This is a genomic window from Herbidospora sakaeratensis (genome assembly GCF_001570525.1).
GTDB lineage: Bacteria > Actinomycetota > Actinomycetes > Streptosporangiales > Streptosporangiaceae > Herbidospora > Herbidospora sakaeratensis.
This window is the reverse complement of the sequence record NZ_BBXC01000013.1, coordinates 296,370-317,548: the sequence shown is the minus strand read 5'-3', so window position 1 is coordinate 317,548 and position 21,179 is coordinate 296,370. Positions and strand designations below refer to the sequence as shown.

The 21,179-nt window shown below is 70.8% G+C and carries 16 protein-coding genes; 7 read left to right on the top strand and 9 right to left on the bottom strand.

Going from position 1 to position 21,179, the window contains the following annotated elements:
* Window positions 1-59: 59 nt before the first annotated feature.
* The gene (locus AW271_RS22625) at window positions 60-776 is read left to right on the top strand and encodes an epoxide hydrolase family protein (protein WP_218008129.1); all 717 of its coding nucleotides are present in this window, start codon (window positions 60-62) and stop codon (window positions 774-776) included.
* A 5-nt stretch (window positions 777-781) separates the two neighbouring features.
* On the opposite strand, the gene manD is transcribed toward AW271_RS22625, so the two are convergent.
* The 5 genes from manD to AW271_RS22600 are packed head-to-tail and all read right to left on the bottom strand — an operon-like array spanning window position 782 to window position 5,994.
* Window positions 782-1,990, bottom strand: coding sequence for a D-mannonate dehydratase ManD (gene manD, locus AW271_RS22620; protein WP_062339388.1), 1,209 nt, complete (start codon window positions 1,988-1,990; stop codon window positions 782-784).
* A complete protein-coding gene (locus AW271_RS22615) occupies window positions 1,987-2,820 on the bottom strand; it encodes an ABC transporter permease (protein WP_062339520.1) in 834 nt (277 codons plus the stop codon). The genes manD and AW271_RS22615 overlap by 4 nt, the downstream gene beginning before the upstream one ends.
* 5 nt (window positions 2,821-2,825) lie before the next feature.
* Window positions 2,826-3,707, bottom strand: coding sequence for an ABC transporter permease (locus tag AW271_RS22610; protein WP_062339387.1), 882 nt, complete (start codon window positions 3,705-3,707; stop codon window positions 2,826-2,828).
* A complete protein-coding gene (locus AW271_RS22605) occupies window positions 3,704-4,786 on the bottom strand; it encodes an ABC transporter ATP-binding protein (protein WP_062339386.1) in 1,083 nt (360 codons plus the stop codon). The genes AW271_RS22610 and AW271_RS22605 overlap by 4 nt, the downstream gene beginning before the upstream one ends.
* On the bottom strand, window positions 4,783-5,994 hold the full coding sequence (locus tag AW271_RS22600) for an ABC transporter substrate-binding protein (protein WP_062339385.1): 1,212 nt from the start codon (window positions 5,992-5,994) through the stop codon (window positions 4,783-4,785). The genes AW271_RS22605 and AW271_RS22600 overlap by 4 nt, the downstream gene beginning before the upstream one ends.
* Window positions 5,995-6,278: 284 nt before the next feature.
* Between AW271_RS22600 and uxaC the strand changes: the two genes are divergently transcribed.
* Together uxaC and AW271_RS22590 are read left to right on the top strand one after the other, a co-directional pair.
* Window positions 6,279-7,730 (top strand): glucuronate isomerase, encoded by a 1,452-nt coding sequence (gene uxaC / locus AW271_RS22595; RefSeq protein WP_062339384.1) that lies wholly within the window; start codon window positions 6,279-6,281, stop codon window positions 7,728-7,730.
* Window positions 7,730-9,148: a mannitol dehydrogenase family protein gene (locus tag AW271_RS22590; RefSeq protein WP_062339383.1), complete on the top strand. Its 1,419-nt coding sequence runs from the start codon at window positions 7,730-7,732 to the stop codon at window positions 9,146-9,148. The genes uxaC and AW271_RS22590 overlap by 1 nt, the downstream gene beginning before the upstream one ends.
* 6 nt (window positions 9,149-9,154) lie before the next feature.
* On the opposite strand, the gene AW271_RS22585 is transcribed toward AW271_RS22590, so the two are convergent.
* Both AW271_RS22585 and AW271_RS22580 read right to left on the bottom strand, forming a co-directional pair.
* Entirely contained in the window at window positions 9,155-10,135 is a 981-nt protein-coding gene (locus AW271_RS22585) for a LacI family DNA-binding transcriptional regulator (RefSeq protein WP_245653159.1), read from the bottom strand.
* 222 nt (window positions 10,136-10,357) lie between these two features.
* On the bottom strand, window positions 10,358-11,101 hold the full coding sequence (locus AW271_RS22580) for an SDR family oxidoreductase (RefSeq protein WP_062339381.1): 744 nt from the start codon (window positions 11,099-11,101) through the stop codon (window positions 10,358-10,360).
* A gap of 89 nt (window positions 11,102-11,190) precedes the next feature.
* Here AW271_RS22580 and AW271_RS22575 point away from each other — a divergent pair, with 89 nt between their 5' ends.
* The 4 genes from AW271_RS22575 (at window position 11,191) to AW271_RS22560 (ending at window position 16,899) form a co-directional block, all read left to right on the top strand.
* On the top strand, window positions 11,191-11,760 hold the full coding sequence (locus AW271_RS22575) for a TetR/AcrR family transcriptional regulator (RefSeq protein ID WP_062339380.1): 570 nt from the start codon (window positions 11,191-11,193) through the stop codon (window positions 11,758-11,760).
* 110 nt (window positions 11,761-11,870) lie between these two features.
* Window positions 11,871-13,472 (top strand): hypothetical protein, encoded by a 1,602-nt coding sequence (locus AW271_RS22570; RefSeq protein WP_157554498.1) that lies wholly within the window; start codon window positions 11,871-11,873, stop codon window positions 13,470-13,472.
* A complete protein-coding gene (locus AW271_RS22565; RefSeq protein WP_062339378.1) occupies window positions 13,469-14,527 on the top strand; it encodes a hypothetical protein in 1,059 nt (352 codons plus the stop codon). The genes AW271_RS22570 and AW271_RS22565 overlap by 4 nt, the downstream gene beginning before the upstream one ends.
* A 683-nt stretch (window positions 14,528-15,210) precedes the next feature.
* Window positions 15,211-16,899 (top strand): lamin tail domain-containing protein, encoded by a 1,689-nt coding sequence (locus AW271_RS22560; RefSeq protein ID WP_062339377.1) that lies wholly within the window; start codon window positions 15,211-15,213, stop codon window positions 16,897-16,899.
* A gap of 538 nt (window positions 16,900-17,437) precedes the next feature.
* Here the strand turns inward: AW271_RS22560 and AW271_RS22555 are convergent.
* Together AW271_RS22555 and AW271_RS22550 are read right to left on the bottom strand one after the other, a co-directional pair.
* Window positions 17,438-17,863, bottom strand: coding sequence for a hypothetical protein (locus AW271_RS22555; RefSeq protein WP_062339376.1), 426 nt, complete (start codon window positions 17,861-17,863; stop codon window positions 17,438-17,440).
* 261 nt (window positions 17,864-18,124) lie between these two features.
* Entirely contained in the window at window positions 18,125-21,121 is a 2,997-nt protein-coding gene (locus AW271_RS22550; RefSeq protein WP_157554496.1) for a hypothetical protein, read from the bottom strand.
* Window positions 21,122-21,179: the final 58 nt, after the last annotated feature.

The following is a 21,179-nucleotide window of genomic DNA, read 5'->3' as shown; positions in this document are numbered from 1 at the left end:
CCGAGTCGGGCGCTCTGCGTGACTGCCTGGCCCGGACCAGGTGGCGGGGCAAGGAGACCGTGGACGACGCAGAGCGTCCCGCTCGCCTACCTGCGGGAACTGCGCCGCTACGGGGCCGAGGAATATCGGAGCGGCGGCTGAACGCGCTGCCGCAGTTCCGCACCACCCTCGACGGGCTCGGCGTCCATTTCGTGCACGTGCGCTCACCGCACGAGAACGCGCTGCCGCTCGTCCTCACGCACGGCTGGCCGGGCTCGATCGTGGAGTTCCTGAAGGTGATCGGCCCGTTGACCGACCCGCCGGCCCACGGCGGCGACGCGGCCGACGCGTTCCACGTCGTATGCCCGTCGCTTCCCGGCTACGGGTCCAGCGACAAGCCGGCCGGCACCGGCTGGGGCGTCGAGCGGATCGCGGCCGCGTGGGTCGGGCTCATGGCCCGGCTGCGGTACGACCGCTACGGCGCCCAGGGCGGCGACTGGGGAACCAGAGCATCGGCCGGCAGGACCCCGAGCACGTGGCGGGCATCCACCTCATGCCGCCCCCGACCCGGCGCCGCACTGGCCGCACTGGAGCCGACGACCGACGTGGTGACGGCGCCGGCGGGATGCTCGATCTTCCCCAAGGAGAACCCGCGTCCCTCCCGCCGGTGGGCCGCCAAGCGCTTCACCGACATCCGGCACTGGAACGAGCTGGACCGGGGCGGCCACTTCGCCGCCTTCGAGCAGCCCGAGGCGTTCGTCGACGAGGTGCGCACGTTCTTCCGCCTGGTCCACTGAGGGTTTCACCAGCTGTGCATGGTGCCGTCCTCCAGCCGGTTCACGGGCAGGGAGGCGGGCTTGTACGGATACCTCGCCGCCAGATCCTCGTCGATGTCGACGCCGAGACCCGGGGTCTCCGAGGGGAGCAGGTACCCGTCCTCGAAGCGGTAGGCGTGCGGGAACACCGCGTCGGTCTCCTCGGTGTGGCGCATGTACTCCTGCAGGCCGAAGTTGGGGATGCTGACGTCCAGGTGGAGGGCTGCGGCCATGCACACCGGCGACAGGTCGGTGGCGCCGTGGGAGCCGCTGCGCACGTGGTAGAGCGCGGCCAGGTCGAAGATGCGCCGCAGGTGGGTGATGCCGCCCGCGTGCACGACGGTGGTGCGGATGTAGTCGATCAACTGCTCGGTGATCAGCTGCTGGCAGTCGAAGATGGTGTTGAAGACCTCCCCCACCGCGATGGGGGTGGTGGTGTGCCGCCGGATGAGCCGGAAGCCCTCCTGCAGCTCGGCCGGGACGGGGTCCTCCATCCACGTCAGGTGATAAGGCTCCAGGTCGCGGCCGAGCCGGGCCGCCTCGATCGGGGTCAGCCGGTGGTGGACGTCGTGCAGGAGCCGCAGGCCGGGCCCGAACTCGTCTCTGACCCGGGCGAACACCGACGGGGTGTGGGCGAGGTAACGCTCGGTGGACCAGGTCGCCTCGCTGGGGACCGCCGCGTCGGCCGGTTCGTAGAACATCCGGCCTCTGCCGACGCCGTAGGTGGTCTGCAGGCCCGGCACGCCCGTCTGCACCCGGACCGCCCGGTAGCCGAGGTCGACGTACCGGGCGACCTCGGTGAGCACGGCCTCGGTGTCGGGGGCGCTGGCGTGGCCGTAGACGGTGACGCCCTCCCGCGACCGGCCGCCGAGCAGCTGGTAGACCGGCAGGCCGGCGACCTTGCCCTTGATGTCCCACAGGGCGGTGTCCACGGCCGCGATGGCCGTCATGGTGACCGGGCCGCGCCGCCAGTACGCCCCCTTGTACAGGTACTGCCAGGTGTCCTCGATGCGGCTGGGGTCACGCCCGATGAGGGCCGGGACGACGTGCTCGGTGAGATAACCGGCGACGGCGAGTTCGCGGCCGTTGAGGGTGGCGTCGCCGACGCCGGTCACCCCCTCATCGGTGATGATCTTGAGCGTGACGAAGTTGCGGCCGGGACTGGTGACGATCACACAGGCGTCCTCGATCTTCACTCCGGATCCTCCTTGACACGCGCGACGAGCTGGGTCGGGTTGACGAACCGTAGCGCGACGACGAGCAGGACCAGCATCATCGCCGTGTAGATGACGGCCATCGCGTCGACCGACTGCTGGGCGCGGATGCCCGAGGCGGACATGGAGTAGAACAGCGCCACCACGAGCGTCTGCGAGTCGGGCCCGGCGGTGAGGAAGGTCAGCTCGAACATCCCGACGGTACGCACGACCACCAGGATCGACGCGGCGAGGATCCCCGGGACGAGCAGCGGCGCCAGGATCCGGACGAACACCTGGCGGGTGCGGGCGCCGCACATGCGGGCGGCGCGCTCGACCGCCGGGTCGATCTGCTCGATGAACGGGGTCATGGTGAGGATGACGAACGGGATGGACGGCACCAGGTTGGCCAGCACGACGCCCGACAGGTGGCCGGCGAAGCCGTACTTGTACAACACGGTGGCCAGCGGGATGCCGTAGGCGATCGGCGGCATCAGGATCGGCAGCAGGAACATCAGGTAGACGGCGCGGCGGCCGTAGAAGGAACGGCGGGCCAGCACGTACGCGGCGGGCACGCCGACCAGCACGGAGACGCCGGCCACGAGGAGGCACACCACGAGGGTGACGCCGAGAACCGGGAGAAGGGTGAACTCCTCCCACGCCTGCCCGTACCACTCGGTGGTGTAGCCCTGGGGCAACCAGGTGTCGAACCAGCGGGTGGCGAAGGAGTTGACCAGGACGGAGCCGATGACGCCGGCGACGCCGACGAAGAAGAGGGTCACGGTGCCCCACACCGCCCAGGCCGCCGGGGTGGCGACGATCCGTCGCCGCACGCGCGTCACCCTTTCCCTCCCGCGGTCGAACCGGTGTAGAGAAGGCTGCGCAGCCCGAGCACGACGCCGATGACCACGAGCTCGACCAGGCCCATGATGATCGCCGCGGCGGCGCCGCCGGCGTAGTCGTAGCGCACGTAGGCCGCTTCGTACGCGGCGATGGAGATCACCCGGGTGGTGCCGGACGGATCGCCGACGAGGATCGCCGAGGGGAACACGCTGAAGGCCAGCACGAAGGTCAGGCAGAACGTGGTGGCCAGCCCCGGCGCGAGCAGCGGCAGGGTGATCCGGAAGAACCGCTGGGCCCAGCCCGCGCCGAGCACCGCGCCGGCCTTCTCCAGGCTGGGATCGATGCCCGACAGGTAGGACGACACGAGCAGGAACGCGAACGGGAACCCGGTGATGACCAGCGACAGGAACACGCCCCAGTAGTTGTGGGTCAGGGTCACCGGGGCGTCGACCACGCCCAGGGCGAGCAGGACGCGGTTGAACCAGCCGGTCGGGCCGAGGAAGTTCAGCAGGCCCTCGGCCGTCAGCACGGTGCCCAGGGTGATCGGGACGACCAGGACGGTGGTCAGCACCCGTTTGCCCCGGAACCGGCCGCGCATCCGGTAGGCGATCGGCACCGAGGCCAGCACGTTGAGCAACGCGGCCGGCAGGGCGATCCGCAGGGTGGTGGCGATGGTGTCGCGCTGGTAGGCGTCGCGGAAGAACGCCTGGTAGGCGGCGAACGGGCCGCCCTCGACGGGCTGCAGGGACACCGCGATGCCGTAGCAGAACGGGTAGACGAACAGGGCGGCGACGAACACGGCCGCCGGCCCGAGCAGCAGGAGTTGCGCGTCGATCCCCCGTTCGGCCAGCCGGTGCCGGAACGCGACGGGGGTCACGGCGCACCGTCCGGTTCGGCGGGGAACACGAGCAGGCGGGCCGGATCGAGGACGATCTCGATCCGGTCCTTGGGAGCCAGCCGCCGGGTGGTGCGCAGGTGCAGCGGAACGCCGTCTCCGGTGCGGACCTCGGCGCTCAGTTCCCGCCCCTGGTACTCGACGACCTCCACGGTCACCTCCACGCCGCCACCCGGCTGATCGGCGATCCGGACGTCCTCCGGCCGGATGGCGGCGACCGCCGGCTCACCCGGGCCGATCCCGCCGACCGGGCTGCCGGTCAGGCGGAGCCCTCCCCCGTCCACGACCACGCCGTCGCCCGCCTGTTCGGCCACCCGGACCGGCAGCAGGTTGCGGAAGCCCATGAAGTCGGCGATGTGCCGGTTGGCAGGGCGGGTGTGCACCTGTTCGGGGGTGCCGATCTGCTGGACGCGCCCCGCGCGCAGCACGACCAGCCGGTCGGACATGGACAGCGCCTCTTCCTGGTCGTGCGTGACGTACACGGTGGTGAGGCCGAGCGACTGGTGCAGCCGGCGGATCTCGGTACGCATCTCCAGCCGCAGCTTGGCGTCGAGATTGGACAGCGGCTCGTCCATCAGCACCAGCGACGGCTCGACGACCACGGCGCGGGCGATCGCCACCCGCTGCTGCTGGCCGCCGGAGAGCTGGCCGGGCAGCTTGTCGGCGTGGGCCTCCAGATGCACCAGCCGGATCGCCTCCTCGGTGCGCCGGCGCACCTCGGCCCGCGCCACCCTGCGCATCCGCAGCCCGAAGGCGATGTTCTTCCGGACCGACATGTGCGGGAACAGCGCGTAGTTCTGGAACACCATGCCGAAGCCGCGCTGTTCGGGCGGGAGCGTGTCGAGGCGGGTCTCGTCGCGCCAGATGCTGCCGCGGGTCAGCGGCAGCAGCCCGGCCAGGCAGTTCAGGGCGGTCGACTTGCCGCACCCGGAGGGGCCGAGCAGAGTGATGAACTCACCCCGCTCGATCGTGAGGTCGAGTCCGGCCAGCGCGTCGCTGCCGCCGAACCGGCGGGTCACCCCGTCCAGGCGCAGCCGGTCGAACCGGCCGCCGTCCGTCATTTCCGCACCTTGGCCCCGCCGACCTCGCGGTCCCAGCGGTCGAACGCCGCGACGAGCTCCTTGGATCCCAGCGGCACCTCCAGCGGGTTGCCGGCGATGAGCTGGTCGTACTCCGGCCGCCCGAACTCCTCGATCGCCTGGCGGCTGTCGGCCGGCGCCATCGACAGCGGCACGTCCTTGATCGCCGGCCCGGGGTAGAAGTAGCCCTTGTCGTAGGCCTTGGCCTGCTGCCCGGGGGTGAGCATCCACTGCACCAGGGCGAGCACGGCGGCCTGCCGGTCGGCCGGCACCCCGTTGGGCACCACGGCGTAGTGGGCGTCGGTGACCCAGTGGAAGCCGTCGAGGGTGCCGATCTTCGCCTCCTTGGGCACCGTGCCGAGGACCCGCGGGTTGATGTCCCAGCCGGTGGTCGACACGATGATCTTCGCCGACCCGTTGGCGAGGTTCTTCATCGTCTCGCTGGTGGTGGACGGGTAGAGCGTGATGTGCTTGTTCAGTTCCTTCAGGTAGGCCCAGGTCTTGTCCCAGCCGTTGACCGGGTCCTTCGGATCGTTGTCGCCGAGCAGGTACGGCAGGCCCATCAGGAACGTGCGGCCGGGCCCGGAGTTCGACGGGCGGGCGTACTGGACCGCCCCCGGGTTGGCCTTGGCGTAGTCGAGCAGCTCCTGGGCGTTGGCCGGCGGGTTGGGCACGTTCGCCGGCAGGTACTCGATCAGCGGCCCGGACGGGTAGTAGGTGACGGTCACGCCGTGGTCGCCGGCGAGCTCCTGCATCGCCGCCGCGCCGGGCTGGTAGGCGCTCATGCCGCCCAGCCGGTCGGCGTGGGCGGGCAGCAGCGGCGTCCACAACCCCTGCTCGATGCCGGCGGCCAGGCCGTCGACGCCGGTCAGGACCAGGTCGATGTCGACCCGGCCGGCTCCCTGCTGGGCCTTGATCTTGCCGACCAGTTCGGGAGAGGTGGCCTTGGTGAAGGTCACCCGGGAGACGACGTCCTTGTTCTTCTCGGCGAACTCCTCGATCATCCCCTGGGTGAGCTGGAGGTTGCCGGCCACGTCGAGGATGTTGATGTTCACCGGGGAGGCCGGCTTCTCCGGTACGGGACCGCCGGTCTGACCCGGTAAGGCGCCGCCGTCCGGCGGCGCGCACGCGGCGGTCAGCAGGGCCGCGGCGGCTGCCACCGCGAGGAACGGGTGTCTGTACGTACGCATGACTCTGCTCTCCGTTGGGGGGTGCGTGGGTTCACCTGGCCGGACAGCGCGGCACGCAGAGGACGGGGAGACGCCCCCCGTCACGACGGGGCCCTCCCGATCTCTCGACGTGGACCCGGTAACTGTGCGGTCAGTCTGGAACCGTTTCCGGAATCTTGTCAAGAGATGACGTTCGTGTTGCCAGCTGACACCTCTGACCTGCTGGATAGGCAGGATTGACAAACTGGAAACGATTGGCTCAGTGTGAAAATCCCACGGCCGGGTCACGACGCCCAAGGAGCTCTGTGTCCTCCCCCCATCTGCTGTTCGCGCCCGACCCGTACACCCGGGCCATCGCTCAGGAGTTGTACGCTCTCGCCCACGATCAGCCGATCATCTCCCCGCACGGACACGTGGATCCGTCCCTGCTGGCCGACGACCTGCCCTTCCCCGATCCGGCGAGGCTCCTGGTCGTGCCCGACCACTACCTGACCCGGATGTTGCTGAGCCAGGGGGTGGCGCCCGCGCTGCTGGGCGTGCCCCCGCGCCCTGGGGCGTCCGGCGCCGGCCCGGCGCAGGCCGACGGACGGGAGATCTGGCGGCTGGTCGCCGAGCACTGGCGCCTGTTCCGCGGCACGCCGACCCGGTTGTGGACCGAGCGGGTGCTGCAGGACGTGTTCGGCGTGCACACCGCCCTCGGCCCCGCCACCGCCGACGAGACGTACGACCAGATCGCCGCCCGGCTGGCCGAGCCGGAATTCCGCCCCCGGGCGCTGTTCGAGCGGTTCGGCATCGAGGTGCTGGCCACCACCGAGTCCCCTCTCGACGATCTGAGCCGGCACGCCAAACTGGCCGCCGACGGCTGGGGCGGGCCGGGCGGCCGGGTCATCACCACGTTCCGGCCCGACAACGTGGTCGACCCCGAGTTCGAGAACTGGGCCGGCAACGTGGCCAGGCTCGGGGAGATGACCGGGGAGGACACCGGCACCTACCGCGGCTACCTCGCCGCGTTGCGCAGACGCCGGGAGGCGTTCATCGCCGCGGGCGCCACGTCCACCGACCACGGCCACCCGACCGCCCGGACCCTCGTGCTCGACGAGAGCGAGGCGGCGGCGCTGTTCACCGCCGCGCTGCGCGGCCGGGGCGACCCCGAAAGCGCCGAGGCCTTCCGGGCGCACATGCTCGTCGAGTCGGCCCGGATGTCCATCGACGACGGCCTGGTCATGCAACTGCACCCCGGCGCCGTGCGCGACCACAACCGGTGGCTGCACGCCACCTACGGCCGCGACGTGGGCGGCGACATCCCGCAACCGACCGACTACGTGCACGGCCTGGCGCCGCTGCTGTCGGCGCACGGCAACGACCCCCGCCTGCGCCTGGTCGTCTACACGCTCGACGAGGACGCCTTCACCCGCGAGCTGGCCCCGCTGGCCGGCGGCTACGCGGCCATGTACCTCGGCGCGCCGTGGTGGTTCCTCGACTCGCCCGACGTGCTGCGCCGTTTCCGCGAGACCGTGACCGAGATCGCCGGCTTCTACAACACCGCCGGCTTCGTCGACGACACCCGCGCGTTCTGCTCCATCCCGGTGCGCCACGAGGTGGCCCGCCGGATCGACGCCGGCTTCCTCGCCCGGCTCGTGGCCGAGCACCGGCTTCCGATGGACGAGGCCGCGGAGACCGTCGTCGACCTGGCCTACCGGCTGCCCAAAAAGGTCTTCCGGCTCGACCGGCCGCCGGCCCCGGTTCCGTCGTGGTGATGACGGGGCCGAGGGCGGTGCTCCGGCGAACCGCCCTGGCCGCACTGCCCGCCGAATGCCGGCCGCTGATCGAGCCGGGCGCGGCGGGGACGGGCATCGTCCACCTCGGGCTCGGCGCCTTCTTCCGGGCGCACCAGGCCGTCTACACCGAGGAGGCGATGGCCTCAGACGGCGGCGATTGGGGGATCGTCGCCGTCGCGCCGCGTTCCCGCGCCGTCGTCGACGCGCTGCGGGCCCAGGATCTGATGTACGCGGTGGCGTCGACGGCCGCGCACCACACCGACGTCAGGGTGGTGGCGGCGCTCACCGGCGTCCGGCACGCCGCCGGGGACCCCGACGGCGTCGTCGCGCTGCTCGCCGACCCGCGCGTCCGCGTCGTGACGCTGACGGTGACCGAGAAGGCGTACGTCCCGGCCGACGATCCGCGCACGGTCACCGGGCTGCTCGCCCTCGGGCTGCTCGCGCGGGCCCGCGCCGACGCCGGGCCGCTGGCGGTCGTGAGCTGCGACAACCTGCCCGGCAACGGCAGGCGGCTCGGCGAGCTGGTCGGCCGGACCGTCCGCGCGGCCGGTACGCCGGCCCAGGAGTGGATCGCCGGCAACGTCACCTTCCCGAGCACGACGGTCGACCGGATCGTGCCGGCCGTCACGCCGGGCACGCTGGCCCTGGTCCGCGACCGGCTCGGGGTGGCGGATCTCGCCGCGGTGCAGGCCGAGCCGTACCGGCAATGGATCATCGAGGACGCCTTTCCGCACGGCCGCCCGGCCTGGGACCGCGCCGGGGCCGTCCTCACCGCCGACACCGGCCCCTACGACCAGCTCAAACTCCGCACCCTCAACGGGCTGCACTCCTCGCTCGCCTACCTCGGCGCGCTCGCCGGCCGCGCCACGATCGCCGAGACGCTGGCCCTCCCCCACGCCCGGGTGTTCGCCGAACGTCTCCTGGCCGAGGAGATCCTGCCCACGCTCACGCCGCCGGCGGGCGTCGACACGGCGGCGTACGGTCGACGCGTGCTCGACCGGTTCGCCAACCCGGCGATCCACCACCGCACCCTTCAGGTCGCCACCGACGGCAGCCACAAACTGCCCCCGCGCATCCTGCGGACCATCGCCGAGCGCCGCGCCCAGGGCGCGACGACGCCGTGGGCGGCGCTCGTGGTCGCCGCCTGGATGCGTTTCGTCCAGGGCACGGCCGACGACGGCCGGCCGCTGCCGCTCGACGACCCGCTCGCCGACCGGATCCGGTCGGCGCTCGCCACCGCCGGAGCGGGCCCCGCCGGGGTCGTCGACGCCCTCCTCGGCCTGCGCGCCGTGTTCCCGGCCGACCTCGCGCACGACGACCCGCTCCGCGCGCAGATCGTCGCGTGGCTCACCGCTCTCACCCGGCACGGCGCCGCGGCGACGCTGGAAGGGGTGTGACGGCCGTCAGACGGCCGCCAATCCGGTCGAATCCCGCACGATCAGCTGGGTCGGCATGACCCGGCGCGAACCGGCCGCACCGACGCGGTCTTGCAACAGGTCGAGCAGCAGGTCGACCGCCGCCCGGCCCAGCAGGTCGCCCCGCTGGGCGATGGTGGTCAGGCGCGGGCTGACCTGGCCGGCGAGCGGGATGTCGTCGAACCCGACCACGCTGATCTGCTCGGGCACCGACGCCCCGCGTTCCCTGAACCGGCTCACCAGCCCGAGCGCCTGCAGGTCGTTGTAGGCGAGGACCGCGGTGACGGGCGCGGCCAGCACCAGATCGGCGGCGGCCGCGCCTCCGTCGAAGTTGGGCGTCGCGTTCCCGAGGTCGACCAGTTCGATGCCCATCGACGCGCACATCGTGCGCAGCCCCCGCGCGCGCTCGCGGTTCACCGTCGAGGCGCGGGGACCGCCGACGTAGGCCAGCGCGCGGTGCCCCAGCGCCGCCAGATGCCCCACCGCCTGGCGCACGCCGTCGGTGTGATCGCAGATCACCGACGGGATCGGCCCGACCCGCCGGTTCACCGTGACGACCGGCGTCTCGCCGATGAACGAGCGGAGGTCTTCGTCGGGGGCCCGCGGACCGCACAACAGGAACCCGTCGACCTGCTTGACCAGCTTGCGGATCAACTCGACCTCGGCCGTCGGGTCTTCGTCGGTGTCGACCAGGAGGACCGAGTAGTCGAACTCCCTGGCCCGGGACTGGATGGCCTTGACCACGGTCGGGAAGAAGGGGTTGGCCAGGTCGGGGACGACGAGACCGACGTTGTAGGTCCGGCCGGTGGTCAGTGCCCGCGCCGCCGCGTTGGGCGAGTATCCGACCTCGGCCGCGGCCCGCAGGACCCGCTCGCGCGTTCCGGGCCGTACGCTCTCGGGCGCGGCCAGTGTCCGGGAGACCGACGACACCGAGACCCCGGCCAGTCTCGCCACATCTTTGATCGTCACGACCACACCGCGATTCTCCCACATGTCGGCCTGGCTGATTCACCTGGGCACTAGTCAGGAAGCGGTTTCAGAATCTTGTCAGAAGATGCCCGGAGATCTGTCGGCTCTTCGACATCCCCGCAGTTGGGATGAGGTGATCAGAGGGTGCGACACCGTCTGGAAACGGTTGCGTGATCTGCTCGTATTCGCCGGCGCGGCAGGAGGCCCGGTGACCCATGGGGATCACCAGGCGACCCGGCCGTTCTCGTCGAAGAAACCGCCCGTCTCGCCGTCGTCGCCGACCAGGGCCCAGTGCACCGCGGCGCGCGCGCCCTCCTCGGTGGTGCGCACGCCCTTGAAGCCGTTCAGATCCGTCGCGACGTAGCCGGGCGTCACCGCGTTGATCTTCACGTGGCTCAGTTCGGGGTCGTCGAGGAAGGCGTTGGCGTACTTGACCGTCAGCATGTTGACGGCCGCCTTCGTCGCCGAGTAGGCGAACGACTCGTGCGAGCGGGCGAACATGGAGCCCTGGCTGGTGGCGTTGGCGAAGGTCGCGGAGTCGCTGGAGACGTTGACGACCCTCGGCGATCGGGGGCGGCGCAGCAGCGGCAACATCGCGTGCACGACCCGCACCAGGCCGAAGACGTTGGTCTCGAACTCCGGACGCAGATCGGCGGCGGACACCTCGGTCCCGGGTTTGCGCACGAGCACGCCGGCGTTGTTGACCAGCACGTCCAGGCGGCCGTATTCGCGCTCCACGAACGCGGCGGCCTCGGCGACGGAGTCGTCATCGGTGACGTCGATCCGCAGGGGGCGCACGCCGAGCCCGGCTCCGGCGAGTTCGCGGGCCGCTTCGGCGCCGCGCTCCTCGTCGCGGCTGCCGAGCAGAACGGCGCAGCCACGCCCGGCCAGCTGCCGGGCCGTGGCCAGCCCCAGTCCTTTGTTGGCCCCCGTGACCAGGGCGATGATCGGGGTGGACGGAGTCATCGTGCTCTCCTCCAGTAAAGTGATAGTACCCCTACACTTTAACCGTAGGGATCCTACGCTTGTCAAAGACGGGAAGGCGGACGAGTCCCATGGGGTACGGCCTGGTGTCGCGGCGCCCGAAACGCGCGGACGCGCGCCGCAACTTCGACGCCCTGGTCGCGGCCGGCCGCGAGATGTTCGCCGAGAAGGGCGCGCAGACCTCGCTCGAAGACGTCGCCCGCCGCGCCGGCGTGAGCATCGCCACGCTCTACCGCAACTTCCCCACCAGGGAGGACCTGGTCGAGGAGGTGCACAGCGAAGAGGTCGAGGCGTTGTGCCGGGCCGCCGACGACGTGGCCGGACGGGAGCCGTGGGAGGCGCTGGTCGTCTGGCTGCACCGCTTCGTCGAGTACATCGGGACCAAGCTGGCCTTCGCCGACGCGCTCAACCGCAGCACCGACGGCTTCCAGGCCGGCCGCCGGGCCATGCGCGCCGCCGCCGGGCCACTGCTCGAACGGGCGCAGGAGGCCGGCGCCGCCCGCCGGGAGGTCTCGATCGACGACGTCCTGCGGATGATCTCGGGGATCAGCACGGTCGAATACGTCGACGAGCAACAACGGGAGCGGGTCTTCCGGGTGGCCCTGGCCGGCCTGCGCGCCGAGCGCGGGTCGGACATGTAGCGCTTTAGTAAGTTTGGCCACCCCTGCGCATGCTGGAGCATGAGACCAAGATCCCGTACGTCACCGTGGTGGAACGTTCCCTCCTCGCGGAACGCGGCCGAGGAGGACCCGTGCACAAGAGATCGAGTTCGTCCCCCGGTAAGCGGCGGAAGTCCGTCGAGGGCACCCCCGAACCCGACGCCCCTCTGGAGAAGACCAAGGGCGAAGCCCCCCTGAAGAAGGCTTCGAAGCTCACCATGGCCGAGCCCGTCCGCATCGCGATTCAGCCGACCGCCGGCCCGGCCGTGGCCACCGCGCTGACCACGAGCCACCAGACCTTCACCCTGGCCGGCCTGACCGCGACGGTCGACCACGCCAAGCTCTCCGCCATGGACGCGAACCAGCAGCAGGTGTTCATCCACAGGGCCGCCAAGCTCCTGAACTTCGAGAACGTGGACGACGTCCCGGAGATCCTCCTCCGCTTCTCGGCGGCGCAGACCCAGTGGCTGGTCGACGCCCTGTCGATCTGCGTCGTCAACCTCAAGGAGGCCGAGAAAGCCGGGCTCGAGCGGAGCCTGGTGTTCCCCCGGCTGGTGCGGCGATGCCTGTCCCCCCAAGCCATGGCACGGAACTCCGGGCGGTTCGAGCTCGACGTGATCAGGGCGAGCGGCTGGTTGTCCTGCCACCTGCTCAGCGCGCGTCGACGGCTGACCGATCTGGAGCGGGTGCGCGTCCACAACCTCTGCAATCCGAGTTACGCGGTCGTCCTGGACCCGCTTCCCCAGGCTTTCGTCTTCGTCGACGGCGAAGACGGGCCGGAGCCCGAGTTGCCGGACGGCGTCGTCGACCAGCAGAAGCTCACCGACGCGCTCGTCCCCGCTCTCACCGAGGTCCTCAACGAGCGGGCCGCCCAGGTGATGGAGGCATGGCCCACCCGCACGCAGCTCGCCTGGAACGACGTCGTCGGGGTGGCGGGCGCGGTCGAGCGGTTCGTCTACGAGAGCGTGGGCCCGTTCCCGTCGGCCAGCCCCACCGGACCGTTCTTCACCGTGGCCCCCTACGCCACGACGGTGGCCAGCACCCTGGAGGCGGACACCGGAGAGGCCGCCGTCCTGGGCATGCTGGCCAACCGGGCCGAGCTCATCGGCTGGAGCGCGAAACACGGCAAACCCTTCGAGACGGCCGGTTACCACCCCGGACGGCCCGGCGACCGGCTGATCCTCGACCAGGTACTCAAGGGCATGCTGCAGGACACCGCACTGGTGAAGTCGGTGAGACGGCTGATCCTGGTCACCGGCCGCCATGACAGGAAGGCCGGGCTCATCTTCATCTGCCCGGCCTTCCTCGGGAGTCTTTCCGCAGCGGCGGCGCGCTGGAGCCTGGCCCGCACGATGATCCACGAGTTCATGCACCGGCTCAGCCACCCCGACCTGCTGGCGGCGGCCGCGTTCGTGGAACACGACCAGATCGTCCACGAGGGATTCACCGACCTCGTCGCCCTGCACATCTTCACGGAACTCGTCGCGGCGGCCAAGCGGGATCCGGAGGTCTGCGCGAGCATCCTCGGGCCGGGCGTCGCGTTCGAGAGTCCGGCTGACGGACTGCTCCAGATCGATTACGACGAGGCCGGGGCGAAGGCGCAGCAGATCGCCGGGATCGTCGGGATGGACAACGTCATGGCGGCCTTCTTCCTCGGCGGTGTGCACCTGGCCGGTCTCAAGAAGCGGAAGTGAGCACGATGGTGCCGCTGACCAAGAGCAAGCGCGCGACCAGACCGGAGCCGGGCCTCGACGAGCTGCTGCGCGACGGCGCGGAGAACGCGTTCCTGACCCTGGAGTCGGCGCTGGCCGGGGCCGGGCCGACGGTGTCCCACCGGCCGACGGTGGCGGCGATGTCGCTGGTCGAGCGGTCGTGGCTGATCCACGCCGCCTATCTGCTGCGGGGGCGGGCCGCCGAGGCCGGCCCCGGCTTCGACCGGGCGGCGGCGCTGGCCCGGCTGGTGCGGCACACCACCCGCCGGACCACCGAACCGGGCTCCGGAGCGGCGTTCGAGGCCGAGGTGCTGGCCGTGAGCGGCTGGCAGGCGGAGGTGCTGCCCGCCCGGCTCCGGATCCCCGCGACCGGGCCCGAGGTGCGCGTCGAGGAGCGGCCGCTGGCCGCCGACCTGGCGCTGCGCCCGCCGGGGGTGACCTTGGCCGCCGAGGATCCGAGCCGGGTGCTCGACCTGGCCGGGCAGGTCCAGGACTTCCTGGCCTCCGGTTTCGGCCCCTACCCGACGGCGCGCCCCAACGGCCCGCTGACCAGCGGTTTCAATCTCTCGATTGCGCTGCTGAGCTCCGCCGAACGTCCCGCCGGGCTCGGCGCGCAGGCCGAGGAGCTCCACCGGCGGACCGGCGCCGACCCCGAGCTGCTGCGCCGCGGCCTCATCGACGATCCGGGCCTGGCGGAACGGGTGCGGCACGTCATCCTGAACTCCGTCTCCCATGCCGTCGACGCCGTGTACGTCCCGTTCACCGTCCCGGCCGACGGGCGTTCCCGGCTCCTCGCGGATCTGGCGCACGGCCTGCTGCACCGGCTGGCCCATCCCGAGCTGATCGCCGCCGTGGATCCGCGACTGGTCGAGGCGCTGGTCGAGCTGCTCGCGTCCCAGGTCGTCGTGGCGATGGGCGGTCCCGCCGGTCCGGCCGGACCGGGCGCCGCCGACCTCGAACGGCGGGTGGGGGCCGAGAACATCCAGGCCGCGTTCTTCCTCGGCCGGACGGAGTTCCTGGCGCTGACTCACGGGTGAGCGCGCCACACAGGTGGCCGATCGAGGGCGGTCGGGGTTCACTGCCGGGCATGGACCGAGGGGACGTCAGCGCCGGGGTCGTCCGCGTGGGAGACACGGCCCGCTGGCCCCTTGACCCCTGCACGGATTCGTCCCGCTCCTGGCCCACCCAGCCTGGCGACGGCGTCTGATACCGCTGCTCGGACGGCGCACCCGGTCGATGCACGACTTCCTGCGGTGACGCATGGCGGAGCGACGCCGAGTACATCGAGGAGCACGAGCGGCCAGGACGCCATCGTGTGATTTGAATATCCGCAACGCTATTCCATGAATCATGAGTGATGTGTGAGATGTCTTTTCTCGGGGATTCGGCGCCGTCGAATTACGGAGACGTCGTGACCACACGAGAATCGCGGGCAGCGCGTATCACTCCCCCACCATGGGGACGGTCCGCCACAGGAGAAGAGCTGTTCATTGTCCGGGATGTCGGCCGTCGGCGGTGGGCGCGAGTAACAGAATTCCGGCCGTCGAATTGTCATCAATTCGACGTTCCGCACCTCAATCGAGTCGGCTGTCGAATGTTCACCATCACGAGGCCGCATGTTTGCCACAGGCGTGGTGTGCGCCTGATGACACTTTCTTGAGCCCGCCGTCAGCATGGTCGCGGGCCCGTCCCGCACCTCGACCCGGAAGGTCTCCTGTCGATGAAACTCAGGCTCCGCGCGCTCACGGGGGCCCTGGCCGCCGCCATGTCGCTGGCCACGCTCACCAGCACCCCCGCGGCGAACGCCGCCACGGTTCCGTCGCAGGGATCGGCGACGCAGCTCGACGTCGGCAACTGGAACATCGAATGGTTCGGTTCGACCGGCAACGGCCCGGCCAACGAGGCGCTTCAGCAGCAGAACGTGCGCGACGTCATGGCGGGCGCCGGCATGGACGTGTGGGGCCTGTCCGAGATCGTCAGCACCTCGGCGTTCAACACGCTCGTGGCCGGCATGCCCGGGTACACCGGCGTCGTGGCCAACGACCCGATCGTGACGAACGGCGCGCAGTACTACTCGGACTTCAGCAACGCCGAGCAGAAGGTCGCCCTCGTCTGGCGGTCCAGCCTGGCCACTCTGGTGAGCGCGAAGGTCATCCTGACCGGCCAGAACAGCAACTTCGCCGGCCGCCCGCCGGTGGAGTTCACGTTGCGCGGCACGTTCGACGGTGTCACCCGTGACCTCGTCTTCATCGTCGTGCACGCCAAGGCCGGGTCAGACCAGGCCGCGTGGAACCTGCGCAACCCGGCGTCGCAGGCGCTCAAGTCGTACCTCGACTCGACCCATCCCACCCGGAACGTCTTCGTCATCGGTGACTGGAACGACGACGTCGACACCTCCATCACGTCCGGGAAGGCCTCGCCCTACGCCAACTTCGTGAGCGACACGGCGCGCTACACGTTCCCGACGCGGGCCCTGTCGCTGGCGGGCGTGTCGTCGACGGCGGGCTACCCCGACTTCATCGACCACCAGCTCACCACCAACGAGGTGCAGGCGAAGTACGTCGCCGGCTCGGCGAAGGCCTTCCAGCCCCAGGCCTACATCCCGAACTACGTCTCGACGACCAGCGACCACTACCCGGTGTTCGCCCGCTACGACTTCGTCATCGGCGGTGGCGGCGGGAACCAGCCGCCCACGGCGTCGTTCACGCCGACCTGCACCGCGCTGAGCTGCACCTTCACCGACGGCAGCACCGACTCCGACGGCACCGTCGTGAGCCGCGCCTGGAACTTCGGCAACGGCCAGACCTCGACGGCCGCGAACCCGGCCGTGACCTACGCGTCGGCCGGAACCTACCCGGTCTCGCTGACCGCGACGGACGACGACGGGGCCACCCACACCACGACCAGGAACGTCACCGTCACCACCGGCGGTGGCGGCGGGCCCGCCAACGTCATGATCAACGAGGTGCTGGCCAACGAGCCGGGCAGCGGCACCGCCGGCGAGGCCGTCGAGATCGTGAACACCGGAGGCACGGCGATCAGCATCGCCGGCTGGACCGTCCGGGACGCATCGGCGCTGCGGCACACGTTCGCGGCCGGGACGACGCTGCAGCCCGGCAAGGCGATCACCGTGTTCGGCGCGGCCTCCGCGATCCCCGGCGGCGTGGTCGGCGTAGCCGCCAGCACGGGTGACCTCAACCTGTCCAACAGCGGTGACCAGGTGATCCTGCGCGACTCGGCGGCCGCGACGGTCCAGTCGATGACCTACACGTCGAGCCAGGCCAACTCCGACGGCGTGTCGATCAACCGAAGCCCTGACGGCTCGGCGACCGGCGGCTGGGTCAAGCACGACACCATCAGCTCGCTGTCCAGCTCGCCCGGCCGCCGCGCCGGCGGAACGGCGTACTGACCGGGTTGACGTCGACGCGGGGCGGCTGGCGTGCGCGTCACTGTCGGTGACCCGATCCGACTCCGGCACGCCCCCGCGTTCTTCTCCATCTCCCAGAACACGATCCGGCCGGGCCATTGACATCACTGCACCCGCCTCGGTCACGGTGCCAGATCCACTGAGCCTGGGTGCCGAGAGCCCACGCATGCCATTTCTATCGGCCTGATGAAAATCGCACGCGTCCAGCTCTCAGCCTCATGGCCATACCGCCTTTACCGAGTCTGGTTGGTGCCCGTTTCTCCATTCGAAGCCGACATTGCGAATCGTGTCGTCTCGCCAGAGACGGGCACCCTTAACCGCTGAGGACGCACCGCGCGCCCGCTCTTCCAAGGGCGGTGTCGGGCCAGTGCAGGGCGATCCCCACCCAGTGTCCGGCCGGACGACCAAGTCTGGAGAGTGGCCGTTGGCATGCTCCCGCTCGTGGAACGAATCCGTCGCGGGAGCGGTGAGAAATCGCGAGATGCCCGCGTCCCTCTCTCGGCTGGGTGTGGACGAGTCCTCATCGAGGGAAGCAGGCCGGGACGTTCGACGTCAGTTCACAGGTCCGGTTGTCGCCGCTGAGGATCTTGTACCAACGGAATGCCGGGATGTTGATGTACGAGCCGTTGATCTTGTACAACCGGTAGTTCGACTCCACCATCAGCGCATCGGTGTCCCAGTTCGTGCCGTTGATCTGATCATCCGCCCTGCCGGACGGCAGCCAGTAGGTGCGGCACCGCACACTCTCTCCCGTGTTCAGCACGCACGTCTCCGGCAAGTTCGGCGGAGTGAACGTCGCGACCTTGACGGTGTAGCTGGAGGGGAGCCGGTTGGTGACGTCCCCGTCGAAGACGCCACCATAGGCGACCTGGGCAGGCGCCAAGGGCACCACGACGGCGGCCCCCAGTGCGACGGCCGCGAACAGGCGACTCCATCGGCGTGACATATCAATCTCCGATCTCGTTGAGAAGTCATCGCCAACATAAGAGAACGCCGTATATCGACCGTATATAGACATCTCATACCAAGTAGCTCAGTTCGCCCGATAACTCCACGGGGGCCGGTCTCAGAAACGGCTGTGAAGCGCGGACCTCATCTATGGGTGCGTCTCACCTCCTCGAACTCGTGGGACCCCTGCGGAGGACGATTCGCGGCCTCGGCTCTTCGAGGTCACCAGCCTCGCAGCGCGGTCGACCACGCGGGTGGATCAGTCCAGGTCTTCCCACGACCACGGCGCGGCGGCGCTTCCGTCGGGCTCACGTCCGAACCTGAACCGTTCCCGGTGGTCTCCGACGTCGAGGAACGTCGCGAAGCGTCCTGCGGCGGGCAGCCGTGCGACCAGCGCAGTGAGCTGATCGTGCGCGCCCGCCTCCCGCAGCACCTTCATGAGGAGGGCCACGGCGTCCGCGTTTTTCGAGGGAACGGGGGCGGTGGGCTCACGGGTCAGCACCACCGCGAGTTGCTCCTCCCCCAGCCCGGACGAGCTGTCCTGAGGCTGGGCGGCGGCTCGCTTGGCCAGCTCCAAGAGCTGGTCGTGGGCCCCCGCCGCCCCCAGCGCCCGCACCAGCCTCAGCGCATCGTGCGGTCGGTTCAGGAGGATGTGGGCGACCACCCGGTCGGCCAGTGCGGCGGCCTGGTCGTGCGCTCCGATTCCGCCCAGCAGCTTCAGCAGCCCTGCCACGGCACCGGGGTCGTCGAGGGCGACATTGGCGGCGGGGTCACAGGCCAGCAACGCGGTGACCTGCTCCTGCGCTCCCATCCTGTCCAGCCGAGCCAGCAGTCGCGCCACGGCGCCGGGGTCGTCCAGGGCCGCAGGGTTTGCCGCCAGTCGCTCGTGCACGCCCATCTTGCGGAGCCGGTTCAGCAGCGCTGTCACGGCGCCTGGATGGTCGAGGGTGACGTGGGCGGCGGCCCGTTCGGCCAGCCGGGAAGCCTGGTCGTGCGCTCCCATCCTGCTCAGCCGCTCCAGCAGGTCGGCGACGGCGCCTGGGTCGTCCAGCGGGGCGTCCACGGCAGCCCGTTCGGCCAGCACGGCGGCTTGGTCCTGCGTTGCTCTGTCCTTGCGCAGCCGGTCGAGCAGTCTCGTCACGGCGCGCAGGTCGTCGAGGGTGGCGTGAGCGCCGGGCTCACGGGCCAGCAGCATGCCGGCTTGCCTGTGCGCCCCCATCTTGCGGAGTTGACCAAGGAACTCTGCCACGGCGCCTGGTCGGTCGAGGGCGATGTGGGCGGCGGCCCGTTCGGCCAGCCGGGAAGCCTGGTCGTGCGCTCCCATCCTGCGCAGGCGCTCCAGCAGGTCGGCGACGGCACCGGGGTTGTCCAGTGCGGCGTGTACGGCGGCCCGTTCGGCCAGCACGGCGGCATGTTCACGTGACGGCGGCCTGCCCAGTGCCTTCAGCAATCGGGCCACCGCCCCCGGGCGGTCGAGAGCGGCGTGAGCGGCGGCCCGTTCCGCCAGCACGGCGGTCTGCCCGTGCGTTTCCCGTTTCCGCAGCCGCTCCAGAAGTTGCGCCACAACGCCCGGATTGTCGAGGGCGGCGTGGGCGGCGGGGTCACGGGCGAGCAAGGCGGCGGCCTGCTCGTGCGCTCCCACGTCGCGCAACTGGTTCAACAACCGGATCACGGCCCGCGGGTCGTCGAGTGCGGCATGTTCGGCGGCGTGGTGGGCGGGGCGGCGGTCTCCCGGTCGCAGGGTGTGCAGATGGGCGACCAGGGCGACGGCTGCTTCGGTGTCGCCGTGAGTGGTGGCGTTCTGGTGGAGGTGGACGGCATCCCGGTACAGCCCCCTGGCCCAGGCGGCGTCCCCCAGGGCTTTCAGGTCACCGGGGTGAGCGTGGGCGGCGACGGCCGTCCAGAAGCCGATGGGCGGGATCTGATGGGCACGGTGGCGTCGCCCCTGCTGGTCGAGGTAGTCGGCCAGGCGGAAGAGCGGCCCGGCAGCGCCGCCGGTGGTGTCCGGGCGGCGCCGCTGGTTGCGGGGAGCGCCGGTCTTGACGGCGGTGAGGATGCCGGGGATGCCGTTGCACGGGGTGGCGACGTAGTCGAGGGCCTGTCGCAGCCAGTCGTCGCCGGTCTGGTTCCACTGGGTGTCGGTCAGGTAGGCGGGAGCGGCGTCAGCCAGCAGCGCCAACGGCAGGTGCGGCCCCGCGCCGAGGCGGCGGGCGTCCATCGCGACATGGATCAGTGCCTTGGCGGCGGGCGGGGCCTGCTCGTAGCGGTCCATGAGGACGGGCACCCCGGCCAGGTATTGGGTGATGCGATCATCGCGGGCGCGCTCGGCGGCTTCCCGCAGGCGGGGATCGGCCTGCTGGGCCATCGCCCGCAGGTCGGTCGCGGTGAACTGCTCCACCACGCTGATCTTGCGCCCGGTCAGCAGTTCCCGGGCGTGCGCGTGCACGTCGGGGTCGGTACGAGTCGTCAACGTGTCCCAGTACTTGGGCCACAACGTGGCCAGCAGCAGCACCGGCGCCCGCGCCGAATCGCGCAGCAGTTCCCGTAGCCCGGCGCCGACCCGTTCACCCAGGGTCGGGTCGGCCAGGTAGAACTGGGCTTCGTTCAGCCACACCACGGTGTACGGCCCGATCCGCGCCAGGTCGGCCAGCGCCGCGTCCGGCCGGGTGGGATCGATCGGATGCCACAACCGCCACCGGCGTTCCGGCGGCTGGGCACGCAGCGGGTGCAGGGCTTCCCAGCAGGCGCGCGTCTTGCCGGTGGAGGACCCGCCGACCAGCACCGCGATCTGGCTGCTCCCCGCGGCGGCCCGCGCCACCACCTCGCCGAGCACCCGATCGTGCGCACGGGGCACATACGCCGGAAGCGGCGGCAGCTCGCCCGACGCCGTGGTGGCCCCGGTCGTGGCCCGGATGGCGCGGTGGACTTCCAGTTGGTGCTCGAACGGGTCGGTCACCTGATCCAGCGGCGGGGCGAACGGCAGGTCCGCCTGGATCGGCCGGCCGGGCTGATCGGCGCGGGCTCGGGCGTGCGCCTGTTTCCATCCGGCCTGAGCGTGGACACCGCATGCGGTGAGCACCTTCGCGAGGGTGGGCCAGTTGGGGAAGGTGGTGCCGTTGACCGTGCCGTGCAGGGTCGAGTTGCCGACGCCCGCGGCGCCGGCCAGCGCCAGGTAGGAACGACCGTCCGCGTGGAACAGCTGCTCCAGGGCCGTATGCAGATCGGCGCGGGTCCGGATGGCCCGGGGGTCGACCACGATCACCCCTCGGCATTCGACGCTGTTCGGAGCCTAACCCCGAACCGCCACCCTGACC